Origin of the sequence: Eudoraea sp. (genome assembly GCF_049669105.1) — a bacterium.
Classification (GTDB): Bacteria; Bacteroidota; Bacteroidia; order Flavobacteriales; family Flavobacteriaceae; genus Eudoraea.
The window spans coordinates 1-22,253 of the sequence record NZ_JBATKE010000117.1; the positions used below are offsets into that span (position 1 = coordinate 1).

General features: G+C 36.3%; 17 protein-coding genes and 1 pseudogene. 12 read left to right on the forward strand and 6 right to left on the reverse strand.

Features of this window, described 5'->3' with window-relative positions; translation table 11 throughout:
- The 4 genes from WBM60_RS10055 to WBM60_RS10070 all read right to left on the reverse strand — a co-directional run.
- The coding region (locus WBM60_RS10055) for a YheT family hydrolase (RefSeq protein WP_424283035.1) at nucleotides 1-505 on the reverse strand (505 nt) is incomplete at its 3' end.
- A gap of 62 nt (nucleotides 506-567) precedes the next feature.
- Nucleotides 568-1,542: an NAD(P)H-dependent flavin oxidoreductase gene (locus tag WBM60_RS10060; protein ID WP_424277547.1), complete on the reverse strand. Its 975-nt coding sequence runs from the start codon at nucleotides 1,540-1,542 to the stop codon at nucleotides 568-570.
- Nucleotides 1,543-1,838: 296 nt separating this feature from the next.
- Nucleotides 1,839-2,741, reverse strand: a complete 903-nt coding sequence (locus WBM60_RS10065; protein WP_424259742.1) for a DMT family transporter — start codon at nucleotides 2,739-2,741, stop codon at nucleotides 1,839-1,841.
- Nucleotides 2,738-3,091, reverse strand: a complete 354-nt coding sequence (locus WBM60_RS10070) for an arsenate reductase family protein (protein WP_424277546.1) — start codon at nucleotides 3,089-3,091, stop codon at nucleotides 2,738-2,740. The genes WBM60_RS10065 and WBM60_RS10070 overlap by 4 nt, the downstream gene beginning before the upstream one ends.
- A 114-nt stretch (nucleotides 3,092-3,205) precedes the next feature.
- Between WBM60_RS10070 and WBM60_RS10075 the strand changes: the two genes are divergently transcribed.
- Nucleotides 3,206-3,679 carry a DinB family protein gene (locus WBM60_RS10075; protein ID WP_424283036.1) on the forward strand — a complete coding sequence of 158 codons (474 nt, stop codon included), beginning with the start codon at nucleotides 3,206-3,208 and terminating at the stop codon, nucleotides 3,677-3,679.
- Here WBM60_RS10075 and WBM60_RS10080 read toward each other — a convergent pair.
- Complete coding sequence (locus tag WBM60_RS10080; RefSeq protein WP_424259739.1) at nucleotides 3,676-4,419, reverse strand: DUF3298 domain-containing protein; 744 nt, start codon at nucleotides 4,417-4,419, stop codon at nucleotides 3,676-3,678. The genes WBM60_RS10075 and WBM60_RS10080 overlap by 4 nt on opposite strands.
- Nucleotides 4,420-4,506: 87 nt before the next feature.
- Here WBM60_RS10080 and WBM60_RS10085 point away from each other — a divergent pair, with 87 nt between their 5' ends.
- The 8 genes and pseudogenes from WBM60_RS10085 (at nucleotide 4,507) to WBM60_RS10120 (ending at nucleotide 15,263) form a co-directional block, all read left to right on the forward strand.
- Nucleotides 4,507-5,661 carry a cystathionine gamma-synthase gene (locus tag WBM60_RS10085; RefSeq protein ID WP_424259738.1) on the forward strand — a complete coding sequence of 385 codons (1,155 nt, stop codon included), beginning with the start codon at nucleotides 4,507-4,509 and terminating at the stop codon, nucleotides 5,659-5,661.
- A gap of 103 nt (nucleotides 5,662-5,764) precedes the next feature.
- Complete coding sequence (gene gdhA, locus WBM60_RS10090; RefSeq protein WP_424277544.1) at nucleotides 5,765-7,108, forward strand: NADP-specific glutamate dehydrogenase; 1,344 nt, start codon at nucleotides 5,765-5,767, stop codon at nucleotides 7,106-7,108.
- Between the two features lie 128 nt (nucleotides 7,109-7,236).
- Nucleotides 7,237-7,956 (forward strand): DNA repair protein RecO, encoded by a 720-nt coding sequence (gene recO, locus WBM60_RS10095; protein WP_424277543.1) that lies wholly within the window; start codon nucleotides 7,237-7,239, stop codon nucleotides 7,954-7,956.
- A 307-nt stretch (nucleotides 7,957-8,263) separates the two neighbouring features.
- A pseudogene (locus tag WBM60_RS10100) lies at nucleotides 8,264-8,602 on the forward strand (TonB-dependent receptor plug domain-containing protein); the annotation flags it as partial.
- Between the two features lie 195 nt (nucleotides 8,603-8,797).
- A complete protein-coding gene (locus WBM60_RS10105) occupies nucleotides 8,798-10,369 on the forward strand; it encodes a TonB-dependent receptor (protein ID WP_424283038.1) in 1,572 nt (523 codons plus the stop codon).
- A gap of 211 nt (nucleotides 10,370-10,580) precedes the next feature.
- Complete coding sequence (ileS, locus tag WBM60_RS10110) at nucleotides 10,581-13,982, forward strand: isoleucine--tRNA ligase (RefSeq protein WP_424283037.1); 3,402 nt, start codon at nucleotides 10,581-10,583, stop codon at nucleotides 13,980-13,982.
- A 4-nt stretch (nucleotides 13,983-13,986) separates the two neighbouring features.
- Nucleotides 13,987-14,370: a TraR/DksA family transcriptional regulator gene (locus tag WBM60_RS10115; RefSeq protein ID WP_424261225.1), complete on the forward strand. Its 384-nt coding sequence runs from the start codon at nucleotides 13,987-13,989 to the stop codon at nucleotides 14,368-14,370.
- A 272-nt stretch (nucleotides 14,371-14,642) separates the two neighbouring features.
- Nucleotides 14,643-15,263: a lipoprotein signal peptidase gene (locus tag WBM60_RS10120; RefSeq protein WP_424261223.1), complete on the forward strand. Its 621-nt coding sequence runs from the start codon at nucleotides 14,643-14,645 to the stop codon at nucleotides 15,261-15,263.
- On the opposite strand, the gene WBM60_RS10125 is transcribed toward WBM60_RS10120, so the two are convergent.
- A complete protein-coding gene (locus WBM60_RS10125; RefSeq protein WP_424261221.1) occupies nucleotides 15,260-15,823 on the reverse strand; it encodes a 5-formyltetrahydrofolate cyclo-ligase in 564 nt (187 codons plus the stop codon). The genes WBM60_RS10120 and WBM60_RS10125 overlap by 4 nt on opposite strands.
- Nucleotides 15,824-16,318: 495 nt before the next feature.
- On the opposite strand from WBM60_RS10125, the gene uvrC reads away from it, so the two are divergent.
- The 3 genes from uvrC to hppD all read left to right on the forward strand — a co-directional run bounded on the left by uvrC (nucleotide 16,319) and on the right by hppD (nucleotide 21,733).
- Nucleotides 16,319-18,106, forward strand: coding sequence for an excinuclease ABC subunit UvrC (uvrC, locus tag WBM60_RS10130; RefSeq protein ID WP_424261219.1), 1,788 nt, complete (start codon nucleotides 16,319-16,321; stop codon nucleotides 18,104-18,106).
- Between the two features lie 17 nt (nucleotides 18,107-18,123).
- Nucleotides 18,124-20,376: a patatin-like phospholipase family protein gene (locus WBM60_RS10135; RefSeq protein ID WP_424261217.1), complete on the forward strand. Its 2,253-nt coding sequence runs from the start codon at nucleotides 18,124-18,126 to the stop codon at nucleotides 20,374-20,376.
- A gap of 214 nt (nucleotides 20,377-20,590) precedes the next feature.
- A complete protein-coding gene (hppD, locus tag WBM60_RS10140; RefSeq protein WP_424261215.1) occupies nucleotides 20,591-21,733 on the forward strand; it encodes a 4-hydroxyphenylpyruvate dioxygenase in 1,143 nt (380 codons plus the stop codon).
- Nucleotides 21,734-22,253 lie beyond the last annotated feature (520 nt).

Genomic DNA, 22,253 nt, shown 5'->3' on the forward strand with positions numbered 1-22,253 from the left:
GAACGGATACGGTTACAGCCCCTTTTATTTGATTTGGCACAGGCCCTTCTCCAAGATATTTTAGTGTCAGATTTCCTCCAAGGCTGAATCCTTTGATATAAATACTACTATATTTCCGCGTAGAAAGGATATGTTGTATTACGGCGTTGAGATCTTCTGTGGCTCCGGAATGATAGGATCTGAATAGACGGTTGGTTTCTCCGCTGCATCCTCTGAAATTAACGGCACAACTATCTACTCCATTAGTATTAAAATGCTTTGCGCTTCCTGTTATGTAGGGGCGTTGCCCATGTCCTTCAAGCCCATGTAAAAGAATAACCACAACATTACTAGGCGTAGCGGAAAAGCTCCAGTCAAGGTCTATAAAGTCTCCATCCTTAAGTTCCAGACGCTCCCTTTGCTGGCTAAAGTTAGAAACCTTTCTAATCAAGCCGGAATAAATAGTAGAGATATGACCACTTTTAAACGGGAGAGGAGGATTGTAATTAGATTCAATCAGAGGCATATCTCAGAATTACTACAAGCCAATATTTCTTTTAACATACAAATCTGCAAATTACTTAAGTATCATTTTGGATAAATTTCCAATGAGGCAATTTGTTCTTCAATCGCTGCTTTAAATTCAGATTTAAGATTTTTTACAAGCTCTGCAACACTAAGCACATTTTCTACGGTAGCTACTCCCTGACCTGCAGACCAAATGGTCTTCCAAGCTTTTGCCTCTGTATCTAATTCCTTTCCAAAGTCAATTTTAACATCCTTTTTTAAATCTTCTTCTGTAATTCCTGCTGCAGTAAGACTGGCTCCAAGAAAATTAGCGTGCACTCCCGATATGGCCGCGGTGTACCTTATATCACTGGCCCCTGCCTTAATGATCATCTGCCGGTATTCCTCAGGCGCTTTACTTTCAAGAGTGTTAATAAATCGAGTACCCATATAAGCCAAATCTGCGCCCATTTGTAAAGCAGATGCAATATCCCTGCCGGTACTTATACAACCAGAAAGGATAATGGTTTTATGGTAAAACTTTTTAATCTCTGCCACAAGTGTCATCGGATTAATCGTGCCTGCATGACCCCCTGCCCCCGCAGCAACTAATATTAGTCCATCTACCCCGGCTGCTGCTGCCTTTTCTGCATGCCTTTTTTTAATTATATCATGAAAAACCAGCCCTCCGTAGCTGTGTACGGCATCAACTACCTGCGATACTGCGCCCAAAGAGGTAATAATGATAGGAACTTTATGTTTAATGCATAATTTCAGATCAGCTTCCAATCTTGGATTTGTAGGATGAACAATAAGATTTACACCAAATGGTGCTGCTTTAGCTCCTGTTTTTTCTTCAAAAGAGTCTAATTCGGATTTTATTTGAATTAGCCATTCTTCAAATCCTTCACTGGTCCGTTGGTTAAGGGCAGGAAAAGTTCCAATAATTCCATTTTTGCAACATTCAAGAACCAATTGAGGACCAGAGATGAGAAACATGGGCGCTGCAATGACAGGTAAAGAAAGCTCTTTGATAAATGCGGGTTTCTTAGACATAGTTTAATTTTGTGATTTTAAAAATAGGTATAAATTCTTAGTCAACGCAAGCCCGGGGATATCAAACCATTTATTTTTAAGACTCTTATGCATCCATTGTAAAGCAATATATTTTTATTTCTAATGGATTGTGAAATTCTAAGGAGTCATTTGAATGTTAAAAAGCATTTTATATAATCTACTCATCATAATATTATGCCTCTGAGTTATGGTCATTCCGGATTAAAAAAGATTAAAGAATTAAAGAAAAAATAAGCTCGGTATGAATATCCTATAAATACAAAGGATACAACTACTTAATTGGTGATTTTCCCTGGCTTTGGTTTTTTACTTACAAGATAAACTCCTAACAAAACCAAACATGCTGCAGCTATTTTAACGGTGGTGAGTTTGTCTCTGCCACTTAGTACGGCAAAAAGAATCCCAATTACTGGTTGAACATATACGAAGGCACTTACTGTAGATGCTTTTAATTGAGTTAAGGCAAATACATTAAACAAATAAGCGCAAAAAGTTGTCCCTATCACCACAAATGCCATTTTCCATATTGCTTCAAATGGCAGGGTTGACCATGAAACTTCTAAAAATTCTGGAAGAGCAACTGGTAAATTATAAAAGATGCCAATCAGGAACATCCACTTTAAAAGAGTAATGGGATGGTATTTTTCAAGCAACTTTTTTACAAGAATGAGATATAGCCCAAAAAATAAAGAATTCAGCAAAAAGAGGGTATTGCCTAAAGGAATATTTGATGCGTCTTGCCTAATTTCATTACCGTAGAGAACAAGAAAAAGGGCTCCTGCAAGACCAATCACTATACCGACTATTTTTAGCGCTCTAATTTTTTCTTTAATTAAAAAAAAAGATAAAACCACCACTATGATCGGGGTGGTAGTTACAAGAACCGCACTGTTTATAGGAGTGGATAAATCCAAACCTTTAAAAAATGCCAGCATATTAATCGCCATGCCAAAGAGTGAACACAGCATTACCCGACCCCAGTCCTTCCGTTCAATTTTTTCTTTTGGCCCCAAAGAGGAAATACTCCAAAACAAAATGGAGGCTCCCAATACCCTAAGCATTATAAAACCGAAAGGCGTAATATAAGTAGGCATCACCCCTTTGGCAATAGTATGGTTTAATCCATAAATTGTTGTGGCGCCCAGGGCGGCTAATATGGCGAGAGTTCGCTTGCTCAAGTATGTATAGTTTCTTTGGCAGCAGCAACTACCTTTTTGCTATTCCCAATAAATATTTGATTGTTAACCAAAATAACAGGTCTTTTTAAGAAGGTGTAATGTTCCAATATCAATGCCTCATAGTCCTTATCTTCAAGCTGCTTGTCTTTTAATTGGCGTTCACTAAATAGGCGTGCCCTTTTGCTAAATAAGGCTTCATAACTACCTGATAAACTTCGCATTTCTTTCAATTGCTGAGGAGTAATTGGATCTGATTTTATATCCTGAAGCTCCATATCGCCAAGAGGTTTTAGTTCATTTAAAATACGCTTGCAGGTATCACAAGTACTTAAGTAATAAATTTTCTTCATGACTATTTTTTATCGAATTCAAAATTATAACAACTACTGTCAATTATTTTTAAATGAATACGCTATTTTTATTATTTGAGAACACCTTGTTACTAATCGTAAAAAAAGCACGCATTGGAAAAAATATTTGATATCACAATTAAAAACAGGAAGATACTATACAAAATATTAAAACGAACTACTCCTGAACTTCTATTTGAAATTCCGGAAGGTTATCGCAATAATATTTGGTGGAATATAGCTCATGTAGTTGCGACCCAACAAATACTTATGTACAAATTTAGTAATCTCCCTTCGCGCATTGACGATTCTCTAGTTCAAAAATTCAGAAAGGGCACTTTGCCGGATTCAATTCCCACAGATGAAGAAATAGATCATATTGCCGGTTTTTTGCTTTCTACGGCTGAATGGGCTCAGGAGGACTATGAAAATGGCGTATTCAAGGAGTACAATGAATATAAGACCAGTACCAAAGTTACATTGCGTAATGTTGAAGACGCTTTGGCGTTTAATCTATATCATGAAGGCTTACACCTTGGAGTAATACTTTCTTTGGAAAAAATTCTCTTAAAAGAAGAGGCGTTTTAGGTTTTGATGTTCCCGGATAAAAATTTTTGGATATCCTTATATGGAAGTGTCAGTTCTATAGGGCCATCGGCATAAGAAGCCACTTCATATTGATTGTACAATAGCTTGATCCCTTTCTCAGTAAAACCAATATTTTCCGGTAAATAAAAATGATCTTTCTCAAACATAAAGCCTGTACTGTTGATAGGCTTATTTACCGGGATATTGTGTTGTAATCTAAATTGGGTTTCCGCATACTGCTCAAACCCTTCTTTATCTTTAAATAACTCCCAGTCATCCATTTCCTTGCCTCTTTTTTTGCTAAAGTTTAAAAAATTTGTTGAACCATATCCATGAGCTCCACCGGTAAACAAATAAGACTGTAGTTCAATAGTAAGGAGTTCATTATCTTCATAGGTAATCATTCCATTAATTTTTGCCTGCCATCCAATAGTTTCATCAGGATAGATCTTTTTTAATTCAAAATATCCATTTGTAAATGACTCAATGGCCTCCTGAATGGTTTCGGCATTAATTTCATCGTCAAAAGTTAATTTGGAAATAACTTCTTCCTGCAAAGCGCGATTAATAGATTTGGCCAGTTTGTTATTACCCAATGCATTTGGCACTTCAATGGAAACTTCCGGACACTCCTGACATTTAGTATTTGCCAGAGTTAATGCTTCAAATGTAATATTACCGCTGTCCTGACAGCTAACAATTAGGGCTAGAAAAAAAAGGTAGGTTATATTGCGCTTCATTGAGTTGAATTTGGATCTATTGCAAAACTAAGGATTCATTGGTTTCTCCAAAAGATAACAATACATTTGTGAACATAAATTTATAATATGAGTGAAAAAGAATTGAGATTTAATAGCAAAGTAATTCATGGCGGACAAAAGCCAGACAAGGCTTATGGTGCTGTAATGCCCCCTATTTATCAGACATCCACTTATGCTCAAACTAGCCCGGGCGAGCATAAAGGCTATGAATATTCCCGCAGTGCCAACCCAACAAGAACTGCATTGGAAAATGCACTTGCCAGTATTGAAAATGGAAATTTCGGATTGGCATTCGCCAGTGGATTAGCAGCTATGGATGCAGTTATTAAACTGCTAGGGCCAGGAGATGAAGTGATTTCAACTAATGATCTTTACGGCGGAAGCTATCGTCTTTTCCGACAGATCTTTGAAAAGTATGGAATCAAATTTCACTTCATAGGTATGCAGGAAGTATCCAAGATTGCTGCATTAATAAATTCAAATACAAAACTAATTTGGGTTGAGACTCCAACAAATCCAATGATGAATGTTATTGACCTTAAGGCTGTTTCTGAATTGGCTAAAAGTAATAAGTTGCTTATGGCAGTAGATAACACTTTCGCAACACCGTATTTGCAGCAACCGCTGGAATTGGGAGCAGACATAGTTATGCATTCTGCTACTAAGTATCTTGGCGGGCATAGCGACGTGGTTGTGGGAGCTTTAGTGGTGAAGGATGCTGCATTGGCGGAGAAATTATATTTCATTCAGAATGCCAGTGGTGCCATATGTGGTCCTATGGATAGTTTTTTAGTGCTTCGAGGAATTAAAACATTGCATGTAAGAATGCAGAGGCATTGTGAAAATGGGAAACAGATTGCCGAATTCTTGCTTGAACATCCTAAAATTGAAAAAGTATATTGGCCTGGCCTTAAGGATCATCCCAATCATGAAATTGCCAAAAAACAAATGAAAGCATATGGCGGAATGATATCTTTTGTACCCAAAGGGAGCAGTTTAAAGGATGCTATTTCCATAGTCGAAAAGCTAAAGGTTTTCACACTTGCAGAATCATTAGGAGGAGTTGAGAGTTTAGCGGGTCATCCGGCAAGTATGACTCATGCCAGTATTCCTAAAAATGAACGGGAAAAAAGCGGGGTTGTTGATTCACTTATTAGACTTAGTGTAGGAATTGAAGATGTCCAGGATCTTATTTCTGATCTGGAACAGGCTATTGGATAAATTTTATCATATTTTAAAAAAAAGCTGTTTTAAATTATAGAAAAGATATAATTTTGCGCTTGAATTATTAATTCAATAAAAACTTTAGCTAATCAATTATAATATGAACACAACTATCGAAGCATTTATGGATGAGGTTAGGACCCGAAATGGTCATGAACCGGAGTTCATTCAAGCTGTACAGGAAGTAGCAGACACTGTAATTCCTTACATCATCCAACATGAAATCTATTACGGTAAAAACATCTTGTTAAGAATGGTCGAACCGGAGCGTTTGATTTCCTTTAGAGTTTCTTGGGTAGATGATGATGGCGAGATACATGTAAACCGAGGATATCGCATACAAATGAACTCGGCAATAGGTCCTTATAAAGGAGGACTTCGTTTTCACCCATCAGTTAATGCGAGTATTCTTAAATTTCTGGCTTTTGAACAGGTGTTCAAAAATAGTTTAACTACCCTTCCAATGGGAGGAGGAAAGGGAGGTTCGGATTTTGACCCTAAAGGAAAATCTGACGATGAAGTTATGCGGTTTTGCCATGCTTTTATGACAGAATTATGCAGGCATATAGGACCTAACACAGATGTTCCCGCCGGGGATATTGGAGTGGGAGCAAGGGAAATTGGTTTCCTGTTTGGGATGTATAAGAAGATCAGAAATGAATTTACCGGTGTTCTTACAGGCAAGGGATTATCATGGGGTGGATCAAAAATTCGCCCTGAGGCAACCGGATATGGTACTGTATATTTTGCTCAAAGTATGTTAAAGACAAAGAATGAGGAAATTAAAGGAAAAACGGTTGTTGTTTCAGGATCTGGAAATGTTGCTCAATATGCGGCAGAAAAGATTTTACAATTAGGGGGAAAAGTTTTAACATTATCTGATTCGGGTGGATATATTTATGACAAGGATGGGATTGATAATGAAAAATTGGCTTTCATTATGGATCTCAAAAATAATAAGCGCGGTAGAATATCTGAATATGTGAAAAAATATAAATCGGCAACTTATCATGAAGGCAAACGCCCTTGGTCAGTTAAATGTGATATTGCCCTGCCATGTGCAACTCAAAATGAATTGGACGGTAATGATGCCAAAGAATTAATTGCTAACGGTTGTTTTTGTATAGCTGAAGGGGCAAATATGCCCTCTACTCCTGAGGCAATCCACGCTTTTCATGATGCAAAAGTCTTATTTGCACCTGGCAAAGCTTCTAATGCCGGGGGTGTAGCCACTTCTGGCTTGGAGATGTCTCAGAATTCTTTAAGAATTAGCTGGACGAGAGAGGAAGTAGATGAACGGTTACGAGGTATTATGGGAGATATTCACGATTCCTGTATTGAATATGGAATTGAGGATAACGGATATTGCAATTATGTGAAAGGAGCCAATATTGCTGGCTTTGTTAAGGTTGCAGACGCCATGCTCGCACAAGGTGTGATCTAAATAATAATTAGGCGGTTGGCAATAACGGGAACTGAGCATTAAATTTTGCGAAAGATGTAGCTCCCGTTATTGCCAATCTTATTTTATTGCTAATTCAACCTATCTTTGCTTTATTCTAAGCGCAATAGATGCAAATTACTACTAAAGCTTTAATTCTATCTTCTTTAAAGTATGGAGATACAAGTTTAATAGTTAAAGCATTTACCTACTCAGATGGATTAAAATCGTATCTTCTTAAGGGAATTTTAGCCTCCAAAAAAGGCAAATTAAAAACCGCCTACTTTCAACCCTTAACGCAACTGGAAATAGTTGTGAACCACAAAAACAAGGGCACCCTGGAACGACTTATTGATGCTAAAGTCAATTATCTGTACCAAACTGTTCATACAGACATTGCTAAAAATGCAATGATCTTATTTTTGGCAGAGATGCTGGTCAACAGCATTTTTGAAGAAGAGCAAAACAAAGACTTATTCAATTTTCTGGAAGCTTCACTTCAATGGCTGGACACACATGATAGTATAAGTAATTTTCATTTGTTTTTTCTATTGGGATTATCAAAATATTTGGGGTTTTATCCAGACACCGGAAAAATGGATTACCCGTATTTCGATTTGGTGGAAGGCGCGTTTATTGAATTTCCAGGCATAAATCCAATTCTAAAAGAGGAAGCCCTTGATCTCTTCAAGGTATTTTTAGGCATAAATTTTGATGAGATTCATAAGGTCAGGATGGGCAAAAAAACCAGGCAAGAACTATTACAATCCCTTGTACTCTATTTTGAAGTACATTTGCACGGATTTAAAAAGCCCAGATCACTCGCTATTTTGAATGAAGTTTTTAGCTAAAATGCAAAGGGGAATATTTCTTATTTTACTTCTTTTTATTAACGTTATTTCTGGTCAGGAAATAACGATTCTTGATGTGGAAACACAGGAACCAGTGATTAATGCAGTTCTTTACAATAATGATAAGTCAAAGACTACTCTGTCCGATTTTGATGGAAAATGTGATATATCTGTTTTTAACAATAATGAACGTATTACGTTAAGGCATCTTAGTTATCAGACCAAAAGATCCACCAAGCAGCTACTTATAAAAAGGGAGGGGAAAGTTTATCTTAGTTTAAAACGTGAACAGCTGGATGAGGTCGTGATGTCAATTTCTAAATGGGAACAGCAAAAAAAAGACATACCGCAAAAAATAGTTTCCATTAACGCGCAGGCAATAGCATTTACAAATCCACAGACTTCAGCAGATCTTTTACAAAACAGCGGTAAAATTTTTGTCCAGAAAAGTCAGTTGGGCGGTGGAAGCCCTATTATCAGGGGTTTTGCAACAAATCGACTTGTATTATCAGTGGATGGGGTACGAATGAATAATGCCATTTTTAGGGGTGGAAATATTCAGAACATAATATCTATAGACCCTTTTACCATTAAGAATACTGAGGTGGTTTTCGGACCTGGTTCTGTAATATACGGAAGTGATGCCATTGGCGGAGTAATGAATTTCATTACCAATAAGCCCCAATTTTCAACCACTGATAGTTTAAATATTACAGGAAATTTGAACTATCGATATGCTTCGGCGAATGATGAAAATACAGGGCATTTCGCAATAAACCTGGGATCAAATAAATGGGCTTTTTTAACCAGTGCTTCATATAATAATTTTAATGATTTGAAAATGGGCCAACATGGTCCGGATTCTTATCTCAGAAATGAATATGTAAAACGGTTGAATGGGACTGATGTATTGGTTGAAAATGAAAATCCCCGTATTCAAATCCCAACAGGATATGATCAGATTAATCTTATGCAAAAGATATCTCATAGACCAAATAATAATTGGAGTTATGATTTAGGATTGTTTTTTTCCAGTACTTCTGATTACTCCAGATACGACAGGTTAATAAGACCAAACAGCAGTGAAACCGGATTGCGTTCCGCAGAATGGTTTTACGGTCCACAAAAGTGGTTTATGGGGAATATGCAAATTTATAATAAAGGCCGGGGCAGGTTTTATGATGGATTAAGAATTACAACGGCATTCCAAAATTTTAAGGAAAGCAGAAATGACAGACAATTTCAGGATTCTATACGCTATACAACAAAAGAAAATATAGATGCACTTTCCTTAAATGTTGATTTTGAAAACAAAAAAATTGGAAATTTAAGACTGTATTATGGAGCTGAATATATTTTTAATAAAGTAGGATCTGAAGGGCTACAAACCAATATTGAAACCGGATTTGTAGAAGCCGCCCAGTCCAGGTATCCGGATGGTTCAACCTGGCAGACCCTGGCAGCTTATGTGAGTAGCGAATTGAAAGCTAAACCAAATTTCACCTGGTTGGCGGGGATTCGCTATAGCCATGTCTGGATTAATGCAGATTTTGATACAACTTTCTATCCTTTTCCTTTTGATAATTCAGATTTGAATAATGGAGCCTTGACCGGAAACATAGGATTTAGTTGGTTTCCTAAAGCAGATTTACAGTTCACACTTAACGGAGCAACTGGCTTTAGAGCTCCAAATATTGATGATATAGGTAAGGTATTTGATTCTGAACCAGGATCCGTGGTAGTACCAAATCCATATCTGAAACCGGAATATGCCTACAACGCGGAATTTGGAGTACATAAGAATTTTAAAGATAAAGTAGTACTAAAAGGTGCGGCTTATTATACCTACCTGGTAGATGCTCTGGTTCGAAGAGATTATCTGTTTAACGGGGAAGAAGAAATCATTTATAATGGGGAATTAAGTAATGTACAAGCCATTCAGAATGCTTCCAATGCATATGTGTATGGCTTCGAATTTGGTTTGGAGGCATTTCTTTCAGATAATTTCTCCATAGTATCAAATCTCACTTTAACTGAAGGAACGGAAGAGGACGAAAATGGCAATGACACTCCGGCAAGGCACGTACCACCAACTTTCGCTGATTTTCACCTTATTTGGAGGAACCAAAGGTTGAAGACAGATCTTTTCCTGAATTACAATGGTCAAATATCGTTTAATGACCTCGCGATCTCAGAAATAAATAAAAGTTATATCTACGCCAAAGACGCAGATGGAAATCCTTATTCACCCTCCTGGTATACTTTAAATTTAAGGTCTCAGTATCAAATTTCTAATCCTTTTAAACTGACATTTGCTATTGAGAATATTACCAATCAGAGGTATCGATCATATTCATCCGGAATAGCTGCTTCAGGAATTAATTTCATTCTGGGATTGAGTTTTCGTTTTTGAGATTATAAAAAGGACGTTTATTTAATTCTAAAATTATTTCATATTTCCATACTCTTTTCACTCATATGCCGGGTTATTGCATATAGAAGCTCCGGGAATACCAAAAAAATATACTGTATTTATCATATATTGACATTTTTGAGAAAGACCCATAATTTCAATCTAATTCATTAATTTTGCAGCCTTAATTATATCAAAGGAAACCGTTTGTATGAAATTTGCGGAATATAAGGGATTGAATTTATCCAAGGTTGGGGAAGAAACACTTCAATTTTGGAAAGCCCAGCATATTTTTGAAAAAAGTATTACCACAAGAGAAGGGCGGGAAACGTATGTTTTCTATGAAGGCCCACCTTCGGCAAATGGAATGCCTGGTATCCATCACGTCATGGCCAGGACTATAAAGGATATATTCCCCCGATATAAGACAATGAAGGGTTTTCAGGTAAAACGAAAAGCAGGCTGGGACACACATGGTCTGCCCATTGAACTGGGGGTAGAAAAAGAACTGGGAATAACTAAAGAGGATATTGGAGTAAAGATTTCCGTAGAAGAATACAATGAGGCCTGTAAAAAAGCGGTAATGCGGTATACAGATGCCTGGAATGATCTTACGGAAAAAATGGGTTATTGGGTAGACATGAATGACCCATATATTACTTACAAGCCCAAATACATGGAAACCGTTTGGTGGCTGTTAAAACAGATTTACGATAGAGGACTTATCTATAAAGGATATACAATTCAGCCCTATTCGCCAAAAGCAGGCACAGGTCTAAGTTCTCATGAATTAAATATGCCCGGTACCTATCAGGACATAACCGATACTACTGTAACCGCCCAATTTAAAATAATAAAAAGTACATTACCCCAATTTCTGGAGCAGATTAAGAACGAGTTGTATTTCCTGGCATGGACAACTACGCCGTGGACACTGCCATCAAATACTGCGCTGACCGTTGGACCAAAAATTGAATACGTTTGGGTAAAGACGTACAATCAATATACTTTTCAGCCTATTACTGTTATCCTGGCAAAAAACCTCGTAGGCCAGCAGTTTGCAGGTAAATTTATAGAGGTTGAAAATGAGGGAGAATTGTTATCTTTTTCTCAGGAAGATAAAAAAATCCCATACTTCATACAGGGATCCTGTATTGGTGAAGAATTAGTAGGCATAAAATATGAGCAGCTAATCGACTATGCTAAGCCCTATAGAAATCCCGAAAATGCTTTCAGGGTAATAGCAGGTGATTTTGTTACTACGGAAGATGGTACAGGGATAGTGCATACTGCACCCACTTTTGGGGCAGACGATATGCAGGTGGCACAAAAGGCAGATCCACCCGTACCTCCATTATTAGTATTGGATGAAAATGAGAATGCAGTACCCCTGGTGGATTTGCAAGGGAGGTTTCGAAAAGAAATGGGGGATCTGGCAGGCAAATATGTCAAAAATGAATACTACGAGGACGGGAAAGCCCCGGAGCGTTCAGTTGATGTTGAAATTGCCATTAGACTTAAGGAAGAGAACAAAGCATTTAAGGTTGAAAAATACGTACATAGCTATCCCAATTGTTGGCGTACAGATAAACCAATTTTATATTACCCCATGGATTCGTGGTTTATAAAAATTACGGATGTAAGGGAACGCATGTATGAACTCAACCAAACCATAAATTGGAAACCTAAAGCAACAGGGGAGGGAAGATTTGGCAACTGGCTTGCGAGCGCAAACGATTGGAATCTTTCAAGATCCAGATTTTGGGGTATACCCTTGCCAATTTGGAGAACTGAGGATGGGAAGGAAGAAATTATTATTGGCTCTGTTGAACAATTGAAAAAGGAAATGACCAGATCGGTTGAGGCAGGTCTTATGAAATCTGAAGCGTTCAAGGATTTTGAAGTAGGAAATATGTCTGAAGAGAACTATGATAAGATAGATCTTCATAAAAATATAGTAGATCAGATTGTCCTGGTTTCAGATTCAGGGAAACCGATGAAGCGGGAGAATGACCTTATTGATGTTTGGTTTGACAGCGGATCTATGCCCTATGCACAATGGCACTATCCTTTTGAAAATAAAGAACGTATTGATAAGCGGGAAACATTTCCGGCAGATTTTATAGCGGAAGGTGTTGACCAGACCAGAGGTTGGTTTTATACATTGCATGCTATAGCAACAATGGTTTTTGATTCCGTGGCCTATAAAAATGTAGTTTCCAACGGACTGGTGCTTGACAAGGAAGGTAAAAAAATGTCGAAGCGGCTGGGAAATGCCGCAGATCCGTGGATGACGATAAAGGAATATGGCCCGGATGCAACGCGTTGGTATCTCATTTCAAATGCCAACCCATGGGATAACCTTAAGTTTGATCCCGAGGGAATTGCAGAAGTAAAAAGGAAATTTTTCGGAACATTATACAACACCTATTCATTTTTTTCTCTTTATGCCAATATTGATGAATTCAATTATTCTGAAGAAGAAATACTTTTGGAAAATCGACCGGAGATTGATCAATGGATTTTGTCGGAATTACATACCCTGATAAAAAGAGTCGATGAAGCTTATGATAATTATGAGCCTACCAGAGCTGCCAGGGCCATTGCATACTATGTTCAGGAAAACTTAAGTAATTGGTACGTTCGTTTAAGCAGGAGAAGGTTTTGGAAAGGAGATTATCAGGAAGACAAAATATCTGCTTATCAGACGCTATACACATGTTTAGTTACTATCGCTAAACTTTCTGCCCCAATTGCACCATTCTTTATGGACAGGTTGTTTATAGATTTGACCAGAACCACAGGGATAGATCTTTTTGACAGTGTTCATTTATCTAACTTTCCGGAATATAATTCTTCTTTTGTAAATAAGGAGTTGGAAAGTAAAATGCAAAAGGCGCAAACCATATCTTCACTTGTTTTATCTATTCGTCAGAAAGAAAAGATTAAAGTGCGACAGCCTTTACAAAAAATTATGATCCCCGTTTCGGATGAAAAACAGCGTTCAGAAATTGAAGCTGTAGCAGATTTGATAAAAACAGAGGTTAATGTAAAAGAAATTAAACTTTTGGATGACGCCTCAGGGATATTGGTAAAACGTATTAAGCCTAATTTCAAAGTACTGGGCCCGAGGTTTGGTAAAGACATGAAACTGATAAGTGCAGCAGTTAACAAGCTGGATCAAAATGATATTCAAAAAATTGAACGTGAAGGTAAAATTTCACTTGAAATAGAAAATAAAAGTATTATATTACAGTTAGAAGATGTAGAGATATCTTCTCAGGATATAGAAGGCTGGCTAGTCGCCAGTTCGGGTTCACTTACAGTGGCATTGGATATCACCATTGATGAGGAGCTGAAAAAAGAGGGGATAGCTCGGGAACTTGTAAATAGAATTCAAAACCTGAGAAAAGATTCTGGTTTTGAAGTAACAGATAAAATAGATATAAGAATATTAAAGGACGGTTTAGTCGAAGGAGCAGTTAAGAGTAATATTAGTTATATAAAGAACGAAACCTTAACCTCTGAACTTAATTTTGAAGAACAAATGGAAGATGGCGTGGCCATTTCCTTTGATGATGTAAACACAAAATTGTCTATCCAAAAACACTAAAATTATGGGACAAGATTTAAAAGTAAGGTATACCGATAAGGAATTAGAAGAATTCAAGGTACTTATAGAGGAAAAGATAGTGAAAGCAAAAAGCCATCTCGAATTACTCAGGAGCTCCTACATGAATGATGGAAATAATGGTACTGATGATACTTCTCCAACTTTCAAGGCTTTCGAAGAGGGTTCAGAGACAATGAGCAAAGAAGCCAACACTCAATTAGCAATACGACAGGAAAAATTTATTCGGGATCTTAAAAATGCATTGCTAAGAATAGAAAATAAGACCTATGGTATTTGCCGTGTAACCGGGAAACTTATTAATAAAGAACGTCTTAGGTTAGTTCCTCATGCTACGCTTAGCATTGAAGCTAAAAACATGCAAAAATAGCGATCAGATACTTTTATCTTTAGTTGATTTAAGTTTATACTGATTATAAATTTTAAGCATTTATTTTCCCGTAAATTCAGGAAGTGTTTTGCTTTTTTCGGTGGTAAGGCCATGGTCAATTACAATAGAAATTCTATATCGTCTGCCAAAAGGCCAGAACATTCTATTGAAGAAGATCAATTCGTAATTTCCATTGGTTAGTTTTAATTGAATATCCTGGTCTTTTGTTGGTAGAATAATCCCTATTTTAGCCGAATCTATTTTGAAAAAGAATGAATATTAAGAGGTCAATACTGATTATAGCCATTGTTTTATTAATCGATCAGCTTAGTAAAATATATATTAAAACCCATTTTGAACTAGGAGAATCAACGGAAGTTTTTTCCTGGTTTAGAATTCTTTTTATTGAAAACGAAGGAGCCGCATGGGGGGCCAAATTAAGTGATATTTTACCTATATCAGACAAAATCGGCAAATTGGTTCTCACAGTTTTTCGTCTTTTTGCAATCATCGGAATTGGGTACTGGCTTCATGACATTATTAAGAAGAAAGCAACAGCAACTCTTATTACGGCTGTTTCCCTGATTTTTGCCGGAGCTCTTGGAAATATTCTTGATTCTTTATTCTATGGGATAATTTTCAACGACAGTTATAACCAGTTAGCCACATTGTTTTCTGAGGAACCATATGGCAGCTTATTTTATGGTAAAGTAGTAGACATGCTTTATTTTCCATTAATTGATACGAATTGGCCGGAATGGGTTCCTTGGGTTGGGGGTGATAATTTTCGATTTTTTGAACCGGTATTTAATGTAGCCGATACCGCCATTAGTACGGGAGTAGGGATATTAATCGTATTTAATAAAAAAGCTTTCGGGAAAAAAGATTCTTAAAAAATATAAACATTATCGGGAGTAACGCAGTAATCCATTACAATATCGTGTTCTTGTATATCACTAATTTTATCCACGGGTTTAAATAAGGAAAGACCAATTTTTACCACATCTTCACGGCAGTCATCATTTAAAAACTTATCGTAGAAACCTTTGCCATAACCTACCCTGTGGCCAAGTTTATCAAACGCTAAAAGGGGAATAAAAACGACATCTATTTTAAGTGGGGGTACCAATAACCCGTCTACAGGTTCTGGAATATTCCATTTATTTTTTCTCAAAATGGTATTATCCGTAAGTAAATAATGAACCATATTAGTATCATCTAACACCTTTGGGAGTACAATATTTTTATCTTTTCCCTGTAGGATAGACATAATAAAACCAGTATCAATTTCATTCTTCTCTGAGATTGATAAAAAAAGATGGTAAAAATTGAACGTCCAAATTGGTAATTGCAATACCCTGTTAGCAATTTCTAAACTGTAGTTTGAAATTGTTTCTGAAGACAATTCATTTCTTAATTGAAGGTAGTTTAATCGAAGCTCTTTTTTTAGCATAAATATCGATTAAACATGTAGCTAGTTTGGGGAACTATTTTAATAAAATTACTCTTTTGCCGCAACAGCAAAATATATTTTAAAAAATAGCATCAAAATAAGGTACATACCTAAAGTGATGACATAATTTTCCATGCAGTTAATAAATTTTTCTGGTTAAATATAAAGAAATAAATGTCAATTATCCTATAAAAAGCACCATTTAATCGTTGAAATGCACAATTTTTACAATTCTCTTAACATTTTTAATACTATTAAATAACGCAAGTTCCTTAGATGCATTATATTAAAAAATTGACAATCAACAGGTTATCTTAAATTGTAAGATATGATGACTTTTTACGGCAAATAATTGTTTACTGAAGGCATTAACAAATTATCAATTTATTGATTTTGCCCCTTTTTATTTCAAACTTAACTTGCGGGTAACAGGGTTAATAATAATTGTATTGTAACTTACCTTTGTATTTAGAGGACCATTTTATTAACAAATTTATGCCCGAAATACCATTAGATATTAAACTGAGTACATTGCCGGACAGTCCGGGAGTATATCAATTTTATGATACGGATGGTAAAATATTATATGTGGGGAAGGCAAAGAATCTTAAAAAAAGGGTTTCGTCTTATTTTCACAAGACGCATGAGTATGGAAAGACTCGCGTAATGGTAAAGAAAATAGATTCCTTAAAACACATAGTTGTAAAAACGGAATCTGATGCATTACTTCTTGAGAATAACCTGATAAAAAAATACCAGCCAAGGTATAATGTGCTCCTTAAGGATGATAAATCCTATCCTTGGATTTGTATTAAGAATGAGCGCTTTCCAAGAATATTTCCGACTCGAAAGTTAATTAAGGATGGTTCTGAATATTATGGTCCATACACCAGTATGAAAACCGTAAAAGTTTTACTTGAACTTATTAAAAGTGTTTATCCTTTACGGACTTGTAATTATGATTTATCCCCTGAAAAAATTAATGCCGGAAAATATAAATTATGTCTGGAGTACCATCTTGGGAATTGCAAAGGCCCGTGTGAAGGCCTTCAAAATTCTGAAGAGTACCATAAACAGATAGATGATATTAGACAGATAATCAAAGGCAATTTTAAGTCCTCCCTTCATTATTTTAAGACGCAAATGAAATCGCATGCGAAGGAGATGCAATTTGAAGAAGCACAACGTATTAAGGATAAAATTGAAGTCCTGGAAAACTATCAGGTTAAATCTACAATAGTTAATCCCAAAATTAACAACGTTGATGTATTCAGTATTATTTCAGATGATGCATTTGCCTACGTAAATTTCCTGCAACTTTCCCACGGATCCATAGTTCGGTCTCATACCATGGAAATAAAAAAGAAATTGGAAGAATCTGATAAAGAGCTTTTACAATTAGCAATTATTGAAATTCGACAGCGTTTTAATTCTCAGTCCAAAAATCTTTTACTCCCTTTTTCATGTGCTATAGGCGATGATATAAAAGTTACTGTTCCCAAATTAGGGGATAAAAAAAAGCTCCTGGAGTTGTCCGAAAGAAATTCGAAGTACTATAGACAAGAAAGATTTAAACAAGTTAAGATTACAGATCCGGATAGACATACAAACCGTATTATGGCTCAAATGAAAACAGATCTTCATCTGGCTGAAGAGCCGAGGCATATAGAGTGTTTTGACAATTCAAATATCCAGGGAAGTAATCCCGTTGCCGCATGTGTGGTTTTCAGAAACGGAAAACCGTTTAAAAAGGAGTACAGGCACTTTAATATTAAAACGGTGGATGGCCCCGATGATTTTAAATCAATGGAGGAGGTGGTATACAGACGCTATAAAAGATTATTGGAGGAAGATTCCGGACTGCCTCAACTTATAGTGATTGACGGAGGGAAAGGACAATTATCTTCGGCTGTGAAAAGCCTCGATTTACTTGGCCTAAGAGGTAAAATAGCAATTATTGGGATTGCGAAAAGGCTGGAAGAAATTTACTTTCCCAATGATCCAATCCCATTATATCTGGATAAAAAGTCTGAAACACTGAAGATAATTCAACAATTAAGAAATGAAGCACATAGATTCGGGATTAATTTTCATAGAAATAAGAGAAGCAAAGCAGCTATTGATTCTGAATTGGAACGGATTAGAGGAGTAGGCAAAAAAACGGCAGAAGAATTACTAAAAAACTTTAAATCCGTAAACAGAATAAAGAAAGCTTCTATTGAGGATCTATCGAAAACTGTTGGAAATGCCATGGCAAAGAAAATTTATGAAAATTTCCATTAATCCCATATCTTAACCTCATGCAACGATTGGCTTTAATTCTTGCGTTTTTCATTTGTGTCGGAGTTAGCCGGGCCCAATTAAATGATCCGGAAAAGGAGCTAAAAGTTGGCTTAGTTCTTAGTGGCGGAGGGGCTAAAGGAATGGCCCATATAGGGGCACTTAAGGTTATAGAAGAAGCTGGCATAACCATAGATTATATTGGTGGCACAAGCATGGGAGCTATTATTGGAGCATTATATGCTTCGGGATATTCTGCCAATGAGCTGGATTCATTATTTAGAGATGCTGATTTTAGTGATCTTATTCAGGATAATCTTCCGAGAGGGGCGAAGACGTTCTATGAAAAAGAAGATTCTGAAAGATACGCACTTACACTTCCTTTTAATAATTTCAAAATATCGTTCCCATCGGCAATTTCCGGAGGCCAAAGAATTTACAATGAGCTCGTAAGACTACTGTATCATGTAAGGGATGTAAACGACTTTAACAATTTACCCATTCCATTTTTTTGCATCGCAACTAATATTGAGACCGGGGCTGAAGTAATATTAAATAAAGGATATCTGCCGGAAGCAGTTATGGCAAGTGGCACATTACCATCATTATTTGAACCTGCAGAATTAGATGATCAAATTTTGATTGATGGAGGTGTTGTAAATAATTATCCAATCATGGAAGTAAAGCAATTAGGAGCTGATATCATTATAGGAGTTGATGTGCAGCATAGCCTGAGAGATCGTGAATCTTTGCAGTCGGCAACAGATATATTACTTCAGATTAATAATTTTAGGACTGCTGACAATATGAAAGTCAAGGTCAAGGAAACGGATATTTATATCAGACCTGATATTGACGAATTTTCTGTTATTGATTTTGACCTGGCTGGGCCTATCATAGAAAACGGGCGAACTGCAGCCCTTGAAAATCTCAATACCTTAAAGGAATTAGCTGCAAAACAGAATCGTGTTAAAAAAAGTACCGGGAATATAGTGTCAAAGGATTCCATATTTATTAATCGATTAATCCTGGAAGGAAATATTAATTATTCCCGTGCCTATGTTAAGGGTAAATTAAGGATTAACCTGCCGATCAAAACCACTTTTCAAAAGCTGCAACAGGGTATTAGCAATTTGGCCGCTACTAACAATTTTAATACAATTCGTTATAAACTGATTTCAAACGGGCTGGGGGAAGATTTAGTTGTAAAGCTAAGAGAGAACCCCAATAAATCTTTTTTAAGACTAGGGGTACATTATGATGATTTATACAAAACTGCTGCTCTGGTTAACTTTACCAAAAAGAATTTGTTGACGAAAGACGATGTTGCCTCAATTGATTTTGCTATCGGGGATAATATTAGATATAATTTTCAATATTACCTGGATAAAGGTTCCTACTGGAGCTTTGGAATAAATTCAAGACTCAATGATTTTAACAATGAAATTAATTACGAGGTAATAAGCTCTAATTTTGATGTCCAGAATGATCAAAATATTAATGAAATAAATCTTGATGTTTCAGATTTCACCAATCAACTATACTTCCAGACTGTTTTTAAAGAGGAATTTGCTTTCATAATTGGTGCTGAGCAAAAATTGTTAAAGTATAGCTCCAGGACCTTTAACAATCAGGATAGCCTTGTTCCACCTACATCCGGTAAACGCTTATACTTTGAAAACAGCAATTATTTTAGCACTTATGGAAAATTAATACTGGACACCTATAATAACAAATACTTTCCCTCAAAAGGGTTGTATTTTAATGGAGATTTTCATTTGTACTTATTTTCCTCCGACTTCAATAATAACTTTAAAGAGTTCTCCATTGCTAAGGCAAGAATGGGGGCTGCTTTTCCTATATTCCGAAATCTTTCTATTAACCTGGAGACTGAAGGGGGTTTTAAACTGGGGAATTCTCAGGTGAAAGCACTGGATTTTGTTTTGGGAGGTTATGGCAATGAACTCATTAATAATTTTATTCCTTTTATAGGGTATGATTTTCTAAGCTTGCCTGGGAATAGCTATGTTAAGGCTTATGGTCGCTTGGATTTTGAATTTATTAAAAAGCATCATGTGATGTTTTCTGCTAATATCGCCAATGTTGAAGATGATCTTTTCAGAACCGGGGAATGGTTTACACTGCCCGATTTTTCGGGGTATGGCCTATCTTATGGATGGGATTCCTTTATTGGCCCTGTGCAGGTAATGTACTCCTGGACTCCGGAAATAAATGATGGTAATTTTTTTGTCAGTGTTGGTTATTGGTTTTAGAAGTTTAGGTTATATGCAATAGATGGGAAATGCTCGTGGTTTTTACCAAGATTGGTAGTTTTTTCCGATATTTGCAAGGTATAGTAAGCATAATGTTAGAAACTAGAATTGATATTTCTGCCCATCTCAGGGCAATGTGGTAAATATGCCAATCTCAGATAGGGACTATCCGGTCTAAAAACACTTTTAGCTACTAATCAATTCAAAGAATATCATGGAAATATTAGATAATTCATCCTTAAAGTTGCCAAAGGAAAATCTTGAAGCAGAAGATTTTTTACCCCTATTGGGTACAGATCATGTCGAACTCTATGTGGGTAATGCGAAACAGGCAGCATATTATTATATGTCGGCCTGGGGCTTTCAACCTTTAGCATACGCTGGCTTGGAAACTGGACTTAAAGACAGAGTTTCTTATGTGATAGAACAGGACAAAATTAGACTTGTACTTACTTCTTCTCTTATACCCGGAGGAGAAATAAACAGACATGTAGAATCCCATGGTGATGGGGTAAAAGTTATAGCTCTGTGGGTTGATGATGCTGCACAAAGTTATGCAGAAACTACCAGTAGAGGTGCTGAAAGTTATTTAGAGCCTAAAGTACTTAAAGATAAAAATGGGGCGATAATTTTGTCGGGAATACATACATATGGGGAAACTGTTCACGTATTTGTGGAACGGGGTCAATATAGTGGGGTTTTTATGCCGGGATATATTAAATGGGACCCACACTACAAGCCCGCGGATGTAGGGCTTAAATATATAGATCATATGGTAGGTAATGTGGGCTGGAATGAAATGAACAAGTGGTGTGAGTTTTATGCGAAGGTGATGGGTTTTGCACAATTGGTTTCATTTGACGATAAGGATATCTCAACAGACTACACCGCCCTAATGAGTAAGGTGATGAGTAATGGCAATGGCAGGATAAAGTTTCCTATTAATGAACCAGCCGATGGAAAAAAGAAATCTCAAATTGAAGAATATATACAGTTTTACAATGGGGCAGGAGTTCAGCATATGGCAATGGCGACGGATAATATTATAAATACCGTCACGGCCCTCAGGGATAGAGGCGTTGAATTTTTGACAGTACCCGCTAGTTATTATGAAGATGTACTGGACAGGGTAGGAGAAATAGATGAGGATCTAGTGCCTCTAAGCGAATTAGGTATTCTCATTGACCGCGACGATGAGGGATATTTGCTTCAAATTTTTACAAAACCCGTTTTGGACCGACCAACAATGTTTATAGAAATTATTCAGAGAAAAGGGGCTAAGTCTTTTGGTAAAGGTAATTTTAAGGCACTTTTCGAGGCCATTGAAAGAGAACAAGCTTCCAGAGGCACACTTTGAGGCATTTTTCTTAAGATTTTGTCAAAATTTGACTTGCTTTTATAAAGTATTGTTAATAGCCTAGTTAAAGTAAGTTAAAAGATTTTCAAGGCTAATAGTTATTAAGTAAATTTGGTAAACATAAGGGGTGGTTCCCTTATAACTTTAAGTATTGGTTTTTCATAATTTAAAGTTTGGTTGGTTATTTAGGAAAAGCCCTGATTTCTTAATCGGGGCTTTTTTTTGAATTAAAATGAAAAACATGAACATACTTATTTGTCGGTTATGTGTCCAGCACCTAATTCAAATAGTTATAATTGACAGGCATTTTCTAAGGCCTTTACATAAACCGGATAGACTGAATAAGTTATAGAATACAATACTTTGGAATAAATTTTGTTTATGTAATTGTAAATTAAAATTTATATAAGCTCATTTTTTGATAATTTTGATTCGAAAATTGGATATGAAAAAGATCATTGTTCTATTTTTTGCTACTATAACCCTGTCACTCGCCGGGCAGTATGCTGTTGTTGAATCC